General features: G+C 67.1%; 19 protein-coding genes. 10 read left to right on the forward strand and 9 right to left on the reverse strand.

Annotated features, from left to right (window positions below; genetic code table 11):
• Positions 1–151 precede the first annotated feature (151 nt).
• The 4 genes from HWX55_RS33320 to HWX55_RS33335 all read right to left on the reverse strand — a co-directional run bounded on the left by HWX55_RS33320 (position 152) and on the right by HWX55_RS33335 (position 3,488).
• Positions 152–775, reverse strand: coding sequence for an HAD-IA family hydrolase (locus HWX55_RS33320; RefSeq protein WP_175978783.1), 624 nt, complete (start codon positions 773–775; stop codon positions 152–154).
• Positions 772–1,323, reverse strand: a complete 552-nt coding sequence (locus HWX55_RS33325) for a cysteine hydrolase family protein (protein ID WP_175978784.1) — start codon at positions 1,321–1,323, stop codon at positions 772–774. The genes HWX55_RS33320 and HWX55_RS33325 overlap by 4 nt, the downstream gene beginning before the upstream one ends.
• Positions 1,324–1,400: 77 nt before the next feature.
• Entirely contained in the window at positions 1,401–3,215 is a 1,815-nt protein-coding gene (locus HWX55_RS33330) for an aminopeptidase P family protein (RefSeq protein WP_175978785.1), read from the reverse strand.
• 18 nt (positions 3,216–3,233) lie between these two features.
• Positions 3,234–3,488 carry a hypothetical protein gene (locus tag HWX55_RS33335; RefSeq protein ID WP_089488127.1) on the reverse strand — a complete coding sequence of 85 codons (255 nt, stop codon included), beginning with the start codon at positions 3,486–3,488 and terminating at the stop codon, positions 3,234–3,236.
• A 171-nt stretch (positions 3,489–3,659) separates the two neighbouring features.
• Here HWX55_RS33335 and HWX55_RS33340 point away from each other — a divergent pair, with 171 nt between their 5' ends.
• The 7 genes from HWX55_RS33340 (at position 3,660) to HWX55_RS33370 (ending at position 9,743) form a co-directional block, all read left to right on the forward strand.
• Entirely contained in the window at positions 3,660–4,424 is a 765-nt protein-coding gene (locus HWX55_RS33340; protein ID WP_124557528.1) for a response regulator transcription factor, read from the forward strand.
• Positions 4,425–4,450: 26 nt separating this feature from the next.
• Positions 4,451–5,749: a glutamyl-tRNA reductase gene (hemA, locus tag HWX55_RS33345; protein WP_050013076.1), complete on the forward strand. Its 1,299-nt coding sequence runs from the start codon at positions 4,451–4,453 to the stop codon at positions 5,747–5,749.
• A 71-nt stretch (positions 5,750–5,820) separates the two neighbouring features.
• Entirely contained in the window at positions 5,821–6,903 is a 1,083-nt protein-coding gene (gene prfA / locus HWX55_RS33350) for a peptide chain release factor 1 (RefSeq protein ID WP_006477064.1), read from the forward strand.
• Between the two features lie 7 nt (positions 6,904–6,910).
• Complete coding sequence (gene prmC, locus HWX55_RS33355) at positions 6,911–7,753, forward strand: peptide chain release factor N(5)-glutamine methyltransferase (protein ID WP_175978786.1); 843 nt, start codon at positions 6,911–6,913, stop codon at positions 7,751–7,753.
• A gap of 67 nt (positions 7,754–7,820) precedes the next feature.
• Positions 7,821–8,132 (forward strand): Grx4 family monothiol glutaredoxin, encoded by a 312-nt coding sequence (gene grxD, locus HWX55_RS33360; protein WP_006477066.1) that lies wholly within the window; start codon positions 7,821–7,823, stop codon positions 8,130–8,132.
• A gap of 23 nt (positions 8,133–8,155) precedes the next feature.
• A complete protein-coding gene (locus tag HWX55_RS33365; RefSeq protein WP_175978787.1) occupies positions 8,156–8,752 on the forward strand; it encodes a UbiX family flavin prenyltransferase in 597 nt (198 codons plus the stop codon).
• 199 nt (positions 8,753–8,951) lie between these two features.
• Positions 8,952–9,743: a class III extradiol ring-cleavage dioxygenase gene (locus tag HWX55_RS33370; RefSeq protein WP_175978788.1), complete on the forward strand. Its 792-nt coding sequence runs from the start codon at positions 8,952–8,954 to the stop codon at positions 9,741–9,743.
• A 118-nt stretch (positions 9,744–9,861) separates the two neighbouring features.
• Here the strand turns inward: HWX55_RS33370 and HWX55_RS33375 are convergent, their stop codons facing one another.
• Positions 9,862–11,460 carry an APC family permease gene (locus HWX55_RS33375; RefSeq protein ID WP_050013080.1) on the reverse strand — a complete coding sequence of 533 codons (1,599 nt, stop codon included), beginning with the start codon at positions 11,458–11,460 and terminating at the stop codon, positions 9,862–9,864.
• 419 nt (positions 11,461–11,879) lie between these two features.
• Between HWX55_RS33375 and HWX55_RS33380 the strand changes: the two genes are divergently transcribed.
• Positions 11,880–12,083: a cold-shock protein gene (locus tag HWX55_RS33380; protein ID WP_006477070.1), complete on the forward strand. Its 204-nt coding sequence runs from the start codon at positions 11,880–11,882 to the stop codon at positions 12,081–12,083.
• A gap of 109 nt (positions 12,084–12,192) precedes the next feature.
• Here the strand turns inward: HWX55_RS33380 and HWX55_RS33385 are convergent, their stop codons facing one another.
• The 3 genes from HWX55_RS33385 to HWX55_RS33395 form a co-directional block, all read right to left on the reverse strand.
• Entirely contained in the window at positions 12,193–13,443 is a 1,251-nt protein-coding gene (locus HWX55_RS33385) for an Hsp70 family protein (protein ID WP_175978789.1), read from the reverse strand.
• Positions 13,444–13,630: 187 nt separating this feature from the next.
• Positions 13,631–14,236: a nitroreductase family protein gene (locus HWX55_RS33390; protein ID WP_175978790.1), complete on the reverse strand. Its 606-nt coding sequence runs from the start codon at positions 14,234–14,236 to the stop codon at positions 13,631–13,633.
• A 154-nt stretch (positions 14,237–14,390) separates the two neighbouring features.
• The gene (locus HWX55_RS33395) at positions 14,391–15,674 is read right to left on the reverse strand and encodes an MFS transporter (RefSeq protein ID WP_050013083.1); all 1,284 of its coding nucleotides are present in this window, start codon (positions 15,672–15,674) and stop codon (positions 14,391–14,393) included.
• A gap of 218 nt (positions 15,675–15,892) precedes the next feature.
• Here HWX55_RS33395 and HWX55_RS33400 point away from each other — a divergent pair, with 218 nt between their 5' ends.
• Positions 15,893–16,513, forward strand: coding sequence for a TetR/AcrR family transcriptional regulator (locus HWX55_RS33400; RefSeq protein ID WP_050013084.1), 621 nt, complete (start codon positions 15,893–15,895; stop codon positions 16,511–16,513).
• Between the two features lie 76 nt (positions 16,514–16,589).
• Positions 16,590–17,162 carry a DUF1415 domain-containing protein gene (locus HWX55_RS33405; protein WP_175978791.1) on the forward strand — a complete coding sequence of 191 codons (573 nt, stop codon included), beginning with the start codon at positions 16,590–16,592 and terminating at the stop codon, positions 17,160–17,162.
• A 42-nt stretch (positions 17,163–17,204) separates the two neighbouring features.
• Here HWX55_RS33405 and HWX55_RS33410 read toward each other — a convergent pair whose 3' ends face one another.
• The gene (locus tag HWX55_RS33410) at positions 17,205–18,095 is read right to left on the reverse strand and encodes an SAM-dependent methyltransferase (RefSeq protein ID WP_175978792.1); all 891 of its coding nucleotides are present in this window, start codon (positions 18,093–18,095) and stop codon (positions 17,205–17,207) included.
• Positions 18,096–18,138 lie beyond the last annotated feature (43 nt).

The following is an 18,138-nucleotide window of genomic DNA, read 5'->3' on the forward strand; positions in this document are numbered from 1 at the left end:
TCCGCCGGCCAGATACTCGTCAACGATGCCTTGTCTGAACTGCTCGTTGTACTTCGTCATGTAAAACACCCCAAAGGTTGGACTAGTGTCCAACTTTTGGGGTGCAGTTCACTTGGCTCGCTTTTTTTATCCCGCGTGGCTTCCCCGCCGCTTACACCAGCGCGCCCAGTTCGCGCAGCCGCGCTTCGGTCGCCGCCGCGCTCGTGTGATGAATACCATGCCAGCCGAGCGCCGTCGCGGCCGCCGCGTTGTGCGCGTTGTCGTCGATGAACACGAGCTCGTGCGGCGCGATTCCCGGCAGGTGCGGGTCGATCCGCGCATGCATCTCGCGGTAGATCGCCGGATCGGGTTTCACGAGCTTCACGCGGCCCGACACGACGATGTCCTTGAAGCGGCGCAGCACCGGGAAGTTGTCCCATGCATACGGAAACGTCTGCGCGGACCAGTTCGTCAGCCCGAACAGCGGCATGCCCTGCGCGTCCAGCCGGTCGACGAGCGCCGCGCCCTCGTCGAGCACGCCGCCGATCATCTCGTGCCAGCGCGCGTAGAACGCGCGGATCAGCGCCTCGTGCTCCGGAAACTTCGCGACGAGTTCGGCCGTGCCTTCGTCGATCGTCTGCCCGCCGTCCTGGCGGACCACCCAGTCCATCGCGCACACGTGCGTGAGGAACCAGCGGCGCTCGGCGGCATCGGGAATCAGCTGACGGTAAAGGTACTCGGGGCTCCAGTCGATCAGCACGCCGCCGAAATCGAACACCACTGCCTTGATCGTCATGCGAACTCCGTGGCGAGCACGTCCGCGAGCGGACGCGGCGTCACCGCGTTGCCCGACAGCGAATTGTTGTGCCAGATGAACTGATGGTGCGCGACGATCTGCGCCGCCGACAGGTGCGCGCGCTCGTTCGTCGTGTGCAGGTCGGACACGACGGTCGTCCGATAGCCGAGCAGCGCGGCACGGCGCGCGGCCGAATCGACGCAGAACTCGGTCGCATAGCCGCAGATCAGCACCGAACGGATGCCGTGGCGATCGAGCTGCGCCGCGAGCGGCGTGTCGTGGAACGCGTCGCTCACCTGCTTGCGCACGCGCCAGTCGTCGCGGCCGACGACCAGCCCCGCATGCAGTTCCCAGCCCGACGTGCCGGGCACGACGTCGTCGTCCGCGTCGCCGTCGTGCTGCACGAAGCACACCGGCGCGTTCGCCGCGCGCGCCGCCGCCGTCAACCGGTTGATGCCCGACACCACGTCGTCGAGCCGGTACGCGGGCCGCGCCCGCTCCACCAGCCCGCGCTGCATGTCGACCACGATCACCGCCGTATCCGCCATTGCTTGCCCTCACTGTTATCGTCCGGCCGTCGTTCGATCGTGACCGAATCGCCATCCGGCCGTTGCCGCGCGTTGCGTCAGATCGGCTGCGTGCGCGCGTCGAGCCACGCCTTCGCGTCGCCGCTCAGGTGCCGGCCGACACGCTCGCGCACCGTCGCGTGATACGTGTTCAGCCACGCGCGCTCTTCGTCGTGCAGCATCTCGATCAGCACGCAGCGCGTGTCGATCGGGCACAGCGTCAGCGTCTCGAACGCGAGGAAATCGCCGAACTCCGTCTTCCCGGCCGCCCGGTTCACGACCAGGTTCTCGATCCGGATGCCCCACTGGCCCGGACGGTACACGCCCGGCTCGATCGACGTGATCATCCCCTCTTCCATCGCCGTGTACGGCTCGGCCGGCGCGTAGTGCGAGATGACCTGCGGGCCTTCGTGCACGTTCAGGAAGTAACCGACGCCATGCCCGGTGCCGTGGCCGTAGTCGAGCCCGGCCGCCCACATCGGCGCACGGGCGATCGCGTCGAGCATCGGCGAGCGGATGCCGCGCGGGAAGCGGGCGCGCGACAGCGCCATCATCGACTTCAGCACGATCGTGAAATCGCGCCGCTGCAGGTCGCTGACGGTGCCGACCGGCACGACGCGCGTGATGTCGGTCGTGCCCGTGATGTACTGGCCGCCCGAATCGATCAGCAGCAGGCCATCGCCGGCGATCGTCGCGTGCGACTCGCGCGTCGCGTGGTAGTGCGGCATCGCGCCGTTCGCGTTGAAGCCGGCGATCGTCGCGAAGCTCGCCGACACGTAGCCGGGGCGCCGGGCGCGCGCGGCCGTGAGCTTTTCCTCGATCGTCAGTTCGGTGATCGTCTCGCGATTGACGGCCTGTTCGAACCACGCGAAGAACTCCGCGAGCGCGGCGCCGTCGTGCTCCATCGTCACGCGCACGTGCTCGATCTCGGCGGCGGTCTTGCGCGATTTCGCGAACGTCGACGGATTCACGGCCTCGACGAGCTTCACGCCGGCCGGCACGGCCTCGAGCGTGCCGAACGTCACGCGGCGCGGGTCGATCAGCAGCGTCGCGCCGTCGGGCAGCGCCGCGAGCGACGCGCGCGCGGCGTCGTACGCGCGGACGTCGACGCCATCCTGCGCGAGCGACGCGGCCAGCGCCGGCGGCACCTTGCCGTCGGCGACGAACAGCGTCGCGCGATCGGCGCCGATCAATGCGTGCGCAACGAACACCGGATTGAAGTTGACGTCGGCGCCGCGCAGGTTGAACAGCCACGCGAGATCGTCGAGCGTCGACACGAAGTGCCATTGCGCGCCCTGCGCGTGCATCGCGCGGCGCACGTCGGCCAGCTTGCTCGCGCGCGTCGTGTCGGCCTGCGGCGCCACGTGCTCGAACACCGCGTCGGCGGGCAGCCCCGGCCGCTCCGGCCAGATCGCGTCGAGCAGGTCGACGTCGGTGCGCAGCGCAATGCCGCGCGCGCTCAGCGCGGCCGTCAGCCCGCGCGCGGCCGCGACGCCGAGCACGGCGCCATCGACGCCGACCGTCGCGCCGGCCGCCACGTTCTGCGCGAGCCAGTCGACGTGCGGTGCGCTCTGCTGCCCGCCCGTCATCTTCATCAGCTGCACGCCCGTGCCCGCCAGCTCGGCGTCGGCCTGCACCCAGTAGCGGCTGTCGACCCACAACCCCGCGAACTCTGCGGTCACGACCAGCGTGCCGACCGAGCCCGTGAAACCCGACAGCCAGCGGCGCGCCTGCCAGCGTTCCGGCAGGTATTCGGACAGATGGGGATCGGCGGACGGCACGAGATAGGCGGCCAGGTTCTCGCGGGCCATCGCGTCACGCAGCAGCGCGAGACGGGCCGGCACCGGCGAGACTTCGGGGAGACGGGCATTCATGATTTCACCTGAGAGCATTCAGCGACGGGCCGACAGCGCGACCGTCACGGCTACGGCGAGGAACGCGACGCCGGTGCAGACCGGCCATTCGAGCGTCTCGCCATCGTAAAACAGTCCCGAGAGATTGCCGACCATGCGGGCGGCGGCCGCGCCCACGATGCCGACGAGCACCGCGATCCACCACGCCGGCCGACGCGTGCGCCGCATCGGATGCAGCCAGCGGCCGAACAGCCCGACGGCCGCTCCCAGGACAAGGATTCCAAACCAGTTCATTCAACGCCTTCTATAAATTCAGATTCGTCCCATAGGCGTGAACGTTGCCAGCGGCTAGCATCGATTCATCCATCGAACCCGAGACCAGCCGGGCGCCGCGAACATTCGAGTGTAGGGGCCGACTCGACGTTATGGCAAGCGCACACCGGCTGCCGTATTGAAGAAATCGTCATGCGAATCGCTCTGATCGATCCGGAGTCGCGTCATAGCGCACTCCTGAACCGCCTGCTCTTCGCGGGCGGTCATGTGTGCCATGCGTTTCCGTCCAGCACCGCATTCTTCGAATGGCTCGCCGCCGACAACACCTGCGACATGCTGGTCACCGGCCACTGGGCCGGCGATCAGCCGGCGCAGGAAGTCATTCCGCGCGCGCAGGCGGTCCTGCCCGGGCTGCCGGCCATTGCCATGATGCAGTCGGCGCGCGAAAGCGAAATCGTCTCGTGCCTGCACGCGGGCGCCGACGATTGCCTCGTGCGCCCCGTGAGCGGGCCCGAGTTTCTCGCGCGCGTCAACGCGCTAAGCCGGCGCGCGGGCGTACGGCGCGCACCCGCTCGCTCGCGCGAAACGTATGGCGAATACGCATTCGACGCCACGCATTGCCTCGTGCGTTTCGGCGACGCAATCGTTTCACTCACGCCGAAGGAGTTCCGTTTCGCGCAGTTGCTGCTCACGAACGTGTCGCGGCCCGTGTCGCGCGCCCATATCCTCGAAACGGTATGGGGCCGCCGCCGCGACATGAAGTCGCGCACGCTCGACACGCATGCGTCCCGGCTGCGCAGCAAATTGCAGTTGCTTCCGGAGCGCGGCTACCGGCTGTTGCCGCTCTACGGCTTCGGCTATCAGCTCGACCGCGTGCCGATCGAACCCCCAAATTCGCGGCCCCGCCACGCCGATGCCCGGTATGCAGCGAGTGAGGAAATCACTGAAACGCTATAATATGGGGCTAAACGATAGCCCTCGATATGCAACTCCTCACGATCGGAATCAACCACCACACTGCGCCTGTCGCCCTGCGCGAACGCGTGGCGTTTCCGCTCGAGCAAATCAAACCGGCTCTCGTCACGTTCAAGAACGTGTTTCTCGGCCCGCAGGCGCCCAATACGCCCGAGGCGGCGATCCTTTCCACCTGCAACCGCACCGAACTGTATTGCGCGACCGACGATCGCGCGGCCCGCGAAGGCGCGCTCCGCTGGCTGTCGGAATATCACCGGATTCCGGTCGACGAGCTCGCGCCGCACGTCTATGCGCTGCCGCAGTCGGAAGCGGTCCGGCACGCGTTTCGCGTCGCATCCGGCCTCGATTCGATGGTGCTCGGCGAAACCCAGATTCTGGGCCAGATGAAGGATGCCGTTCGCACCGCGACCGAAGCGGGCGCGCTCGGCACCTACCTGAACCAGTTGTTCCAGCGCACGTTCGCGGTGGCGAAGGAAGTGCGCGGCACGACCGAAATCGGCACGCAGTCGGTGTCGATGGCCGCCGCCGCGGTGCGCCTCGCGCAGCGGATCTTCGAAAAGGTGTCGGATCAGCGTGTGCTGTTCATCGGCGCCGGCGAAATGATCGAGCTGTGCGCGACGCACTTCGCCGCGCAAGGCCCGCGCGAACTCGTCGTCGCGAACCGCACGGCCGAACGCGGCCAGCGGCTCGCCGAACGCTTCAACGGCCGCGCGATGCCGCTGGCCGACCTGCCCACGCGCATGCACGAATTCGACATCATCGTGTCGTGCACCGCGTCGACGTTGCCGATCATCGGCCTTGGCGCGGTCGAGCGCGCGGTGAAGGCGCGCCGCCACCGGCCGATCTTCATGGTCGACCTCGCGGTGCCGCGCGACATCGAGCCCGAAGTCGGCAAGCTGAAGGACGTGTTCCTTTACACCGTCGACGATCTCGGCGCGATCGTGCGCGAGGGCAACGCGTCGCGCCAGGCCGCGGTTGCCCAGGCCGAAGCGATCATCGAAACCCGCGTGCAGAATTTCATGCAATGGCTCGACACGCGCAGCGTCGTGCCGGTGATCCGTCACATGCATACGCAGGCGGACGCGCTGCGCCGGGCCGAAGTCGAGAAGGCGCAGAAGCTGCTCGCGCGCGGTGACGATCCGGCTGCGGTGCTCGAAGCGCTGTCGCAGGCGCTGACAAACAAGCTGATCCACGGCCCGACGAGCGCGCTCAACCGCGTCAACGGCGCCGATCGCGATTCGCTGATCGACCTGATGCGCGGCTTCTACCAGCACGCGCCGCGCTCGAACGACCCATCCGGCCACTAGCGCCGCCCGGTCGCCCTGCCGCCGGCCTATCCTTTCCGAATACCCCTTGCCCGGGAGCGCCGCTCCACACCATGAAGACGAGCATGCAACGCAAGCTCGACCAGCTGTCCACACGGCTGGCCGAACTGAACGACCTGCTGAGCCGCGAAAACGTCACGGCCGACCTCGACCAGTACCGCAAGCTGACACGCGAACATGCGGAACTCGGCCCGGTCGTCGAGCAATACGCGTTATGGCGCCAGTCGCGCAGCGACGAGACGGCCGCGCAGGAGCTGCTCGCCGATCCGTCGATGCGCGATTTCGCGGAAGACGAGATCCGCAGCGCGCGCGAGGGCATGGCGCGCCTCGAGACCGAGCTGCAGAAGATGCTGCTGCCGAAGGATCCGAACGACGACCGCAACATCTTCCTCGAAATCCGCGCGGGCACCGGCGGCGACGAATCGGCGCTGTTCGCGGGCGACCTGCTGCGCATGTACCTGCGCTTCGCGGAACGCCAGCGCTGGCAGGTCGAAATGATGTCGGAGAGCGCGTCGGATCTCGGCGGCTACAAGGAAGTGATCGTGCGGATCGCGGGCCAGGGCGCGTATTCGCGCCTGAAGTTCGAATCGGGCGGCCATCGCGTGCAGCGCGTGCCGGCCACCGAGACGCAAGGGCGCATCCATACGTCTGCGTGCACGGTCGCCGTGATGCCGGAAGCGGACGAAATCGGCGAGGTCGAGATCAATCCGGCCGACCTGCGCATCGACACGTTCCGCGCGTCCGGCGCGGGCGGCCAGCACATCAACAAGACCGATTCGGCGGTGCGCGTCACGCACATCCCGACCGGGATCGTCGTCGAATGCCAGGACGATCGCTCGCAGCACAAGAACAAGGATCGTGCGCTGAAGGTGCTCGCCGCGCGCATCAAGGACAAGCAGTATCACGAGCAGCACGCGAAGGAAGCCGCGACGCGCAAGAGCCTGATCGGCTCCGGCGACCGCTCGGAGCGAATCCGCACGTACAACTTCCCGCAGGGCCGGATGACCGACCACCGGATCAACCTGACGCTGTACCGGCTCGAGGCGATCATGGACGGCGATCTCGACGAACTGATCGGCGCGCTCGTCACCGAGCACCAGGCCGAGCTGCTCGCGTCGCTCGGCGAAGCCGACTGAGGCCGCGATGTCCGACACCACCGCCGACGCGCTGCTACGCGCATCGCCGCTCGATCCGGTCGATGCGCGCGTGCTGCTCGCGCATGCGCTCGGCTGGACCCGCACGCAGCTGATCACGCGCGGCGACGCGCCGCTCGACGACGCCGCGGTCGAACGCTTCCGCGCACTGGAAGCGCGCCGCGTCGCCGGCGAGCCCGTCGCGCAACTGGTCGGGATGCGCGAGTTCTTCGGCCGCCCGTTCGACGTGACGCCCGACGTGCTGATCCCGCGCCCCGAAACCGAGCTGCTCGTCGAAGCCGCGCTCGACGCGATCGGCGGGCTGCCGCATGCCGCCGTGCTCGACCTCGGCACCGGCAGCGGCGCGATCGCCGTGTCGATCGCGGCCGAGCGTCCCGATGCGCGCGTCTGGGCGCTCGACCGCTCGCCGGCCGCGCTCGCGGTCGCGCAACGCAACGCCGACAAACTGCTCGACGCGCGGCGCCCAGGCGGCCCGCTGCACTGGCTGCAGAGCGACTGGTACGCAGCGCTCGATCCCGCGCTCGCGTTCGATACGATCGTCAGCAACCCGCCGTACATCGCGCAGCACGACCCGCACCTCGCGCAAGGCGACCTGCGTTTCGAGCCGCGCGGTGCGCTCACCGACGATGCCGACGGCCTCAGCGCGATCCGCGCGATCGTCGCGGGCGCCGGCGCACATCTGAAACCGGGCGGCACGCTCTGGATCGAGCACGGCTACGACCAGGCCGAAGCCGTCCGCGCGATCCTGGCGTCGCACGGCTTCGTCGCGGTCGAATCGCTGGCCGATCTCGCCGCCATCGAACGCACGACCGGCGGCCGCCTGCCGGGCTGATGGCCGGCCCGCCCGGTTGAAATCCGCTATCATTTCGATCTAACGCCCCGCAAACGCAAGGTCAGTCATGGACACCCAACAACGTATCAAGCAAATCGTCGACGAAAACCAGGTCGTGCTCTTCATGAAGGGCAACGCGCAATTCCCGATGTGCGGCTTCTCGGGCCGCGCCGTGCAGGTGCTGAAGGCCTGCGGCGTCGACCAGTTCAAGACGGTCAACGTGCTCGAGGACGACGAAATCCGCCAGGGCATCAAGGCATTCTCGAACTGGCCGACCATCCCGCAGCTGTACGTGAAGGGCGAATTCATCGGCGGCTCGGACATCATGATGGAGATGTACCAGTCGGGCGAACTCCAGCAACTGTTCGCCGCCGCCTAACACGCGGCACCCGCCCCTTTTCGATGGCATCTCCCAGCGCGCCGCCGCGCCGGCTGATCGTCGCGATCACCGGCGCCACCGGCGCGATCTATGGTGTGCGGCTGCTCGACCTGCTGCGCGCCGCCGGCGGCGTCGAAACGCATCTGCTGATCTCGAACGCCGGCTGGCTCAACATCCAGCATGAGCTGAAGCTGCCGAAGGCCGATGTCGAACGCCGTGCGGACGTCGTGCATTCGGTGCGCGACGTCGGCGCGACGATCGCGTCGGGCTCGTTCGCGACCGACGGCATGGTGATCGCGCCCTGCTCGATGAAGACGCTCGCGAGCGTCGCGCACGGGCTGTCCGACAACCTGATCACGCGCGCGGCCGACGTCACGCTGAAGGAACGCCGCCGTCTCGTGCTGATGGTGCGCGAAACGCCGTTCAACCTCGCGCATCTGCGCAACATGACCGCCGTCACCGAAATGGGCGGCATCGTCTTCCCGCCGCTGCCCGCGTTCTACGCGATGCCGAAGACGATCGAGGAACTCGTCGACCAGACCGTCACGCGCGTGCTCGACCTGTTCGCGCTCAGCGCGCCGCTCACGACGCCGTGGCCCGGCATCCGGCACGCGCAGTAAGCCATCCTTCTGCGCGGATCTCCTTCGATTCGCACTGCAACTCCATCGATTTCACACCTTTGGATGCGAATCCGCATTCGATCGCCTGCCGTCGCCACGATTATCAACAAACAAGCGTCAATCAAATTCTCGATCGCCGATTTATCAATACACGGTACGCGCCTATAGTCACAGGCAGTCCCTTTTGCAGGTCATCACCATGAACCGCTTGCCTTCGCTGTACCTGTCGCACGGCGCCCCGACATTGCCGATCGACCCGACGCTGCCGTCCGGCGCGTTCACGCACCTCGGCGCCGAGTTGCCGCGCCCGCGCGCGGTGCTGATGCTGTCCGCGCACTGGGGCACGCAACAGCCGGTCGCGAGCGTCGCCGCGCATCCGGACACGATCCACGATTTCTACGGTTTCCCGCAGGCGCTGTACGACATCCGCTATCCGGCGCCAGGCGCACCGGACGTCGCCGAACGCGCGGCCGCGCTGCTGAACGCGGCCGGCATCGCGACCGCGACGACCGAACACGGGCTCGATCACGGCGCGTGGGTGCCGATGCTGTTGATGTTTCCGGAAGCCGACGTGCCGGTCGCGCAACTGTCGATCCAGCCGCGCGCGAACGCCGCGCATCACTTCGCGCTCGGCCGCGCGCTGCGGCCGCTGCGCGACGAAGGCGTGATGGTGATCGGCTCGGGCCAGATCACGCACAACCTGCGCGCCGCCGATTTCGGCGCGGCGCCCGAGGATGCGGACCCGCGCGTCGCCGAATTCACCGACTGGTTCGAGGCGAAACTGGCCGCGCGCGACGTCGATGCGCTGCTCGACTATCGCCGGCAAGCGCCGCACGCGGCGCTGATGCATCCGACCGACGAGCACCTGCTGCCGGTCTTCACGGCGCTCGGCGCGGCGGACGACGACTACCGGCTCGGCATCCAGTCGCTCGGCACCTACCAGCGCGTGCTCGCGATGACGAACTACGTGTTCGCGAACGCCGACGCCTGAACCCGGACGGCGGTGCAACCGCCGAGCCAGTCAACAAAAAGCCCGCCCGAATATCGCGCTCGGGCGGGCTTTTTTGCGCTGCATCCTGCCGCCGCCGAATCCGGCGACAGGTCACGCGTCAGACACCGACCCCTTCGAGGATCTCGTCGTGCGACTCGCGCTCGTCGAGATACTGGGTCCGGTAGCCGGTATTCACGCCCCAGAAGTAGAACACCAGCGAAATCGCCGCGACGATCAGCATGTCCCAGCCATACGGCAGGTAGCCATGACCGCCGAACTCCTTGCTGCCGATGAGCGACAGCACGGCCATCGTCGGCAAGTATGCGACCAGCCACCACGCGGCCTTCAGGTCGGCGCCCCAGCCGGTCCAGCCCGACTTCGCCTGGAAGTAGAAATACACCGGCAGCGCGACGATCATCAGCAGGATGATTTCGCCCGTCAGCGGCCACTTCGCCCAGTACAGGATCAGCGACGCGCACACGAACGCGAACGGCGCGATCAGCTTCATCAGCGGAATCGACAGCGGACGCTCGATGTCGGTCGCCGAACGGCGCAGCGCCATCAGGCTGATCGGGCCGGTCAGGTACGAGATCACCGTCGCGACCGAGATCACCGCCGCGAGCGAGCTCCAGCCACGGAAGAAGAACAGGAAGATGAACGACACGAGCAGGTTGAACCACATCGCCTGGCGCGGCACGCCGTAGATCGGGTGCACGTTGCCGAACATCTTCGGCATCGTGTTGTTGCGCTCCATCGCGTAGATCATGCGGGTGGTCGTCGCCATGTAGGTCGTGCCGGTGCCGCTCGGGCTGATGAACGCGTCGACGTACAGCAGGATCGCGAGCCAGTTCAGGTTCAGCGCGATCGCGAGCTCCGCGAACGGCGACGAGAAGTTGAAGTGCTCCCAGCCCTTCGCGACGTCGGCCGGGTTCACCGAACCGATATACGCCATTTGCAGCAGCACGTAGATCACGAGTGCGAGCAGGATCGACGTGATCACCGCGAACGGCACGCTGCGCGACGGATTGCGCGCTTCACCGGCCAGGTTCACCGGGCTCTGGAAGCCGTTGAACGCGAACACGATGCCGCTCGTCGCGACCGCGGTCAGCACGGCCGACCAGCCGTACGGCGCGAAGCTGGCATTGGATGCGGTGCCGAGGTTCTCCGAATGGAAGCTCGACAGCATCAGGCCGAGGATCGTGAGGCCGGGGATCAGGAACTTGAAGATCGTGATCGCGGTGTTCGCCCGCGCGAAGGCCTTGACGCCCCAGTAGTTCAGCATGAAGTAGACGACGACCAGCACGGCCGACAGCAGCAGCCCGAGCGTCTGTAATTCACCGTTCACGAACAGCGCGTGCGCCCACGGATACGGCCACGTGCTCATGTACTGGATCGATGCTTCGGCCTCGATCGGGATCACGGATACGATCGCGATCCAGTTGGCCCATGCGCTGATGAAGCCCACCAGCGAACCGTGCGAGTAGCGCGCGTAACGCACCATGCCGCCCGATTCGGGGAACATCGCCCCCAGTTCCGCATACGTCAGCGCAATCGCGAGAATCACGACGGCACCGATGATCCATGCGCAAATCGCCGCCGGACCGGCGATCTTCGCGGCCTTCCAGGCACCGAACAGCCAGCCCGAGCCGATAATCGAACCCAGCCCCGTCAGCATCAATGCAAACGGGCCGATGTTCCGTTGAATAGAACTCTTCACATCCTCTCCTGTGTCTCAAAAAGCATGGTCGGCCTGCGGTCCGGGATCGGCTCGGAGCGCGCCGCGCACGCATTCTTGGGGGGAGGGTTACCCGATCGGGGCAACCCGTCCACGCGGCGCGTAGTTTAACGGTTGCACCTCGAACGTGGCGCCAAAATCGATCGACCCCTACAAAAAATTCGCATCGCTTGCAAGCTTTGTAAACCGGATATCCGCAATAACCCTGAGAGCATGGGAATACGGTTGACCGTCAGAAGGATTAGCCGTATAAAGGACTTCGCAGGATTTCAAGCGGCGAGTGAATTGGTTCTTTCGTAGTTCGCCCATCAACGGTACTCCGGTTGGTCCTATTACCCCTTCCTTGATTTTCCGCACCCCATGGGCCTCGGCCCCGTTTTATTTTTTTAGGAACAAGTAACATGGCAACCGGTACCGTCAAGTGGTTCAATGACGCAAAGGGCTTCGGCTTCATCACCCCGGAAGGCGGCGGCGACGATCTGTTCGCGCACTTCTCGGAAATCCGCGTCGAAGGCTTCAAGACGCTGCAAGAAAACCAGAAGGTTGAATTCGAAGTGAAGACGGGCCCGAAGGGTCTGCAAGCTGCGAACATCCGTCCGGTCTAAGCTTGGCGCGATTATTCGTGTAAAAAAGCCCCGCTTCGGCGGGGCTTTTTGTTTTTGCGCGCCGGTCGTCCTACATGGTGGCGCATGGCGGCCCGTAGCCGCCCGCCGTTCAGCCGAACAGTCGCTGCGCGTGAATGCCGAGCCCCGTCGCGACACTCGCGAGGCGATCGCCGAACACCGGCTGCGCATCCGGGAACGCACCGGCGAGCGCGCCCGACAGGAATGCAAGCCCCGTCGAACCGCCGGTGAAATACAGCGCACCGACGTCGCGCGGCGCCACGCCCGCGAGCCGCACCGTCTCGCGCGCGGCGTCGACGATGCGTGCGGTATCGTCGCGGCTCGCGTCGACGAGGCGATTCGCGTCGAATGCGATCAGCAGATCCTCTTCCACGTCGTTCAGGTCGATCATCGTCTCCCCGCCCGCCGCGACGCCGATCTTCGCTTCTTCCGCACGCGCCATCAGCGCGTGCCCGAGCCGCTGCTCGACCACGCTCGTGAGCCGGTCGTACTGCCGCACGTCCTGGTACAGGTGCTTCATCAGCTTCAGCTCGCCGACGCGCTTCGGCGTGTAGACGGTGTTGATCAGGTGCCAGGTCGCGAGATCGAAGTAGATCTTGTTCGGCAGCTCGCGCCCTTCCGGGTCGAGCGAACGGTAGCCGAATGCGGGCAGGATCGCCGCCAGCTCGACACGCCGGTCGTAGTCGGTGCCCGCGACGTGCACGCCGTGGTGCGCCAGCACGTCGTCCTTGCGCTCGAGCCGCGCCATCCGCGCCGGGCCGACGCGCACCAGCGAGAAGTCGGACGTGCCGCCGCCGATGTCGGCGACCAGCACGAGACGCTCGGCCGGCTGGCGGGATTCGTAGTCGAATGCGGCGGCGATCGGTTCGTACTGGAAGTGAACGTCCGCGAAGCCGACCGATTGCGCGGCCGCCTCGAGCTGATCCTGGGCGAGACGGTCGGCGCGCGGATCGTCGTCGACGAAGAACACCGGCCGGCCGAGCACCGCACGGCCGATCGGCGCGTCCGCGCGCGCTTCGGCCTTGCGCTTCAGGTGCGTCAGGAAGCGCGCGATGATTTCGGTGTACGCGATCGCGCTGCCGTCGCCGAGATCGGTCGTCGTTTCCGCGAGCGGCGAGCCGAGGATGCTCTTCATCGAGCGCATCAGCCGGCCGTCGAAGCCGTCGATATAGGAAGCCAGCGCCGCCCGGCCGTATTCGACCGTCTCCTCGTCGTTGTTGAAGAAGATCGCGGTGGGCAGCGTCAGGTGGTCGCCCTCGACGGGCGCGAGGCGCATGCCATCGCCGTCGGGCAGCGCCACGGCGGAATTGGACGTGCCGAAATCGATCGCGCAGTAAGTCATGGGAAATTGCCGCAGCAGGCCGGCGCGAAAACGGAAAGGACCGGCTTTTTAACATGAAGCCCGCGGGATCACAACCGGGGCCCGCCACCGGGGCCGCGCAACGGGCGCCGGTGGCGACGGCGCGCGGCGTGGCGCGCCGGAAACGGGCGCGGACAGGATGCGCGACGCAGCCTGCCCACCCGCGGGGTCAGGCCGCTGCGTCGAAGCTCTTCTTCCACGCACCCGCGTAGACGACTTCGCCGAGCGCGTGGCGCGTGCGCGGCGCCTTCTCGCGATCGCGCAGCACGGGATCGAGCTTGTCGACGTCGCCGTAGTGGCCGAGCGAAATGATCGACACGATCGCGACATCCGCCGGAATCGCGAACGCGTCGCGGAATGCCTTCGCGTCGAACCCGCTCATCTGGTGCGCGGCGAGGCCGAGCGCGTGCGCCTGCAGCACCAGCGACATCGCGGCGGCGCCGGCGTCGTACAGCGCGGTCGGCGCCGGCTCGCCCTTCGGCGTCAGCGTGTGCGCGGTGACCGCGATCAGCACCGGCGCCGGTGCATTCCAGCCCTGGTTGAACGGCACCAGCGTCGCGAACGCGCGCTTGAACGCGTCTTCGTCCTGGGTGCGATCGAATACGATGAAGCGCCACGGTTGCGCGTTGTACGCGGACGGGGCCCAGCGTGCCGCTTCGAGCACCGCGTGGAGATCGCCGGCGCTGACGGCTTCATCCGAATACGCGCGGGGGCTCCAGCGGCCCGCGATCAGATCGTGAATCGAAACAGTGGTGGGAGCAGGTTTGACGGACATGCGGTTCCTCGCTGACATCGATGAAGGGGCGCGAACGCCCGGCGAACCGCAAGCATACCCGCTTGGGCGACAGCGCGCCCGATCCTGCCGCGCTATGCAAATCGCCGCGCGTGCAATGGCCGGCCGCGGTGTGCGGCCGGCCGGTCCGCCGCGCTCAGGCCGCCTGCGCGGCCGCGCGCGACGGGCCGCGATTGATCCGCAGCACGATCAGCGCGCCGACGATGCACAGCCCGCCCGAGATCATCGACGCGATCGTGTAGGTGCCGAGGCTCGCGCGCAGCAGCCCGGCGCCGAGCGCCGCGAACGCCGCGCCGAGCTGGTGGCCGGCGACGATCCAGCCGAACACGACCGGCGCCGCGGCCTTGCCGAACACGTCGGTCGCGAGCCGCACGGTGGGCGGCACGGTCGCGATCCAGTCGAGCCCGTAGAACATCGCGAACAGCGGCAGCCCGAAGAAATCGATCCCGAACGCATGCGGAAGGTAGATCAGCGACAGCCCGCGCAGCCCGTAGTACCAGAACAGCAGCACGCGGTTGTCGTAACGGTCGGACAACCATCCCGACAGCGTCGTACCGAACAGATCGAACACGCCCATCGCCGCGAGCAGCGACGCACCCTGCACTTCGGTCATCCCGTAGTCGCTGCACATCGCGATCAGGTGCGTGCCGACATAGCCGTTGGTGCTCGCGCCGCAGATGAAGAAGCTGAAGAACAGCAGCCAGAAGTCGCGCGAACGGCTCGCCATCAGCAGCGTGCGGAACGCGACCGCGAGCGGATTCTCCTTCGTCGCATCGGGCGCCGCCGGCGTATCGGCCGGCTCGCCGTACGGGCGCAGCTTCACGTCGGCCGGCCGCTCGGGCAGCAGGAACGCGACCAGCGGAATCACGATCGCGGCCGCCACCGCGACGACCAGCACGACCGGCCGCCAGCCGTGGCGCTGCGCGATCGCCGCGAGCATCGGCAGGAACACGAGCTGGCCGGTGGCCGTGCTCGCGGTCAGGATCCCCATCACGAGGCCGCGCCGCGCATGGAACCAGCGCGTGACGAAGGTGGCGGACAGCGTCAGCGCGACGACGCCCGTCGAGCAGCCGACCATCAGCCCCCAGATCAGCACCATCTGCCAGCTCTGCGTCATCATCGACGACAGCGCAACGCCCGCGCTCATCGTCACGAGCGCGGTGAGGATCGTCGGACGCAGCCCGAAGCGCTGCATCGCGGCGGCCGCGAACGGGCCCGTCAGGCCATACAACGCGATGTTCACCGAAATCGCCAGCGAAATCGCCGCGCGGCTCCAGCCGAGCTCGCGTTCGAGCGGCACCATCAGCACGCTCGGCGTCGCGCGCGTGCCGGCCGCCGCCAGCAGGATCAGGAATACCACCGCCGCCGCGAGCCATCCGTAATGGAAGCGCCCGCCGATTCGTGTCACTGCCCAGTTCATCTTCACGTTCTCCAGTTGGCGGTTCCGGCGCCATCGCACCACGCCGCCCCGACCAGGCCACCTCCGCCGCGCATTTCAACATCGGCTGACCCGGGCCGACGCTTGGCATTCGTCTGTCGATCCGGCCGCGATTGTTACCGACCGGTCACAACTGTGTTGCGATCGTAGTTACCAGTCGGTAACATGTCAAGCAATCCATTACGTAGTCGAGGGCCATCATGTCGGGCATCGAGGTCGCCAAACCGCTGGCGCGGCGCACGCGCCGGCCGATCGACGGCGCCACCGCGCAGGAGCATCTGCTGCGTGCCGCCGAGGAGTTGTTTTACAAGGAAGGGGTGCGCACGGTCGGCGTCGAGGCGGTGGTGGAACGCGCGGGCGTCAACAAGATGAGCCTGTACCGCCAGTTCTCGTCGAAGGACGAGCTGATCCTCGCGTATCTGGAACGGATGGACGCGTGCTTCTTCGAGCGGCTCGACACGAGCGCCGCGAAGCATCCGGGCCAGCCGAAGGCGCAGTTGATCCAGTACTTCGCCGATCTCGCCGAGCGCGCGACGCAAAAGGACTATCGCGGCTGCCCGTTCGTCAACGTCGCCGCCGAATTCCCGGATGCGTCGCACCCGGCGCGCGAACGCGTCGCGCAGAACAAGGAGCAGCTGATGAAACGGCTCGTCGCACTGTGCGAAGGCGCCGGCGCGCGGCAGCCGAAGGCGCTCGCCGATGCGCTCGCGCTGGTGGTCGAAGGCATCTATGCGGCCAGCCAGACCTACCGGCATGGCGAAACGCCGATCGGCACCGCGCCCGCACTCGTCACGCAATTGATCGAGGCGGCCTGCGCGTGACGGGCCGCGGGCGTTCGTCCGCGGCGCGCCCGCTACAATGCGGCCCTCTTCGCCCTTCCGCCCGACTGGTATCACGATGACCGACACCCGCCCCGATTCGCACGACGACATCCTCGCCGCCACGCGACACTGGCTCGCGCGCGCGGTGATCGGGCTCAATCTGTGCCCGTTCGCGAAAAGCGTCTACGTGAAGGAACAGGTGCGCTACGCGATCAGCAACGCGACGACGCTGGAAGACGCGCTCGCCGAACTCGAAACCGAGCTGCGCGCGCTGGAAGCGGCGGACCCGCAGCAGATCGATACGACGCTCGTGATCTACCCGCACGCGTTCGCCGATTTCGTCGACTACAACGATGCGCTGTTCTTCGCCGAGCGGCTCGTGCGGCAATTGCGGCTCGACGGCGTGCTGCAGATCGCGAGCTTCCATCCGCAATACCAGTTCGACGGCACCGAACCCGACGACATCGAGAACTACACGAACCGCGCGCCGTATCCGATCCTGCACTTGCTGCGCGAGGACAGCATCGCACGCGCGGTCGACGCGTTCCCGGACGCGTCCGCGATCTACGAAAAGAATCAGGAAACGCTGCGCCGCCTTGGCCACGAAGGCTGGCGCGAATGGATGCGCCGGCCGGGCGACGACGTGTGAGCGTGCAACGTGCGTGGCGCGGGCGCCATGCCCGCGCGCGCGTCAGCCTTCGGCCGGCTCGACGGCGGCGTCGCCCGCCGCGGCGGCTTGCGCGACGAAGAAACGCTCGTTCAGCTCGGCCAGCCCGAACATCGCGAGGATCTCGTTCAACCGCTCGCCCGGCTTGCGGCGCGGCAGGTTCTTGTACTGCGCGATGATCAGCTCGTTCTTCATCGAATGCTCCCAGCCGACCAGCTCGGTCACGCTGACCTGGTAGCCGTGCGCCTCGAGCTGCAGGCAGCGCAGCACGTTGGTGATCTGGCTGCCGAATTCGCGCGTATGCAGCGGATGCCGCCACACCTCGGTCAGCGCATTCGCGAGCGACTTGCCCTTGTTCTTGCGCAGCACGCCCGCGACTTCCGCCTGGCAGCACGGCACCAGCACGATGTGCTGCGCGCGCTTCGCGAGCGCGAAGCGGATCGCGTCGTCGGTCGCCGTGTCGCACGCATGCAGCGCGGTGACGACGTCGACCGTGTCGGGCAGTTGCGGCGACGTGATCGAATCGGCGACCGACAGGTTCAGGAACGACATGCCGCCGAACCCGAGCCGCGCGGCAAGCTCGGTCGAGCGCGCGACGAGTTCCTCGCGCGTCTCGATGCCGTACACGTGCGACGCGAACGCCGGCGTGCCGTGCCCCGGCTGCTGCTTGAAGAACAGGTCGTACAGGATGAAGCCGAGATACGACTTGCCGGCGCCATGATCGACGAGCGTCACGTGGCCTTTGTCGGCCTGCACGCCGGCGAGCAGCGGCTCGATGAACTGGAACAGGTGATAGACCTGCTTCAGCTTGCGCCGGCTGTCCTGGTTCAGCTTCCCGTCGCGGGTGAGGATGTGCAGTTCCTTCAGCAGCTCGACGGACTGCTCCGGGCGGATTTCGTGGGTCTTGTTCGACATCGTGAAGCGACGCCGGGCCACGGTCGGTCGACCACGGCCCGGC

Source organism: Burkholderia sp. BCC1047, from assembly GCF_902833155.1.
GTDB lineage: Bacteria > Pseudomonadota > Gammaproteobacteria > Burkholderiales > Burkholderiaceae > Burkholderia > Burkholderia sola.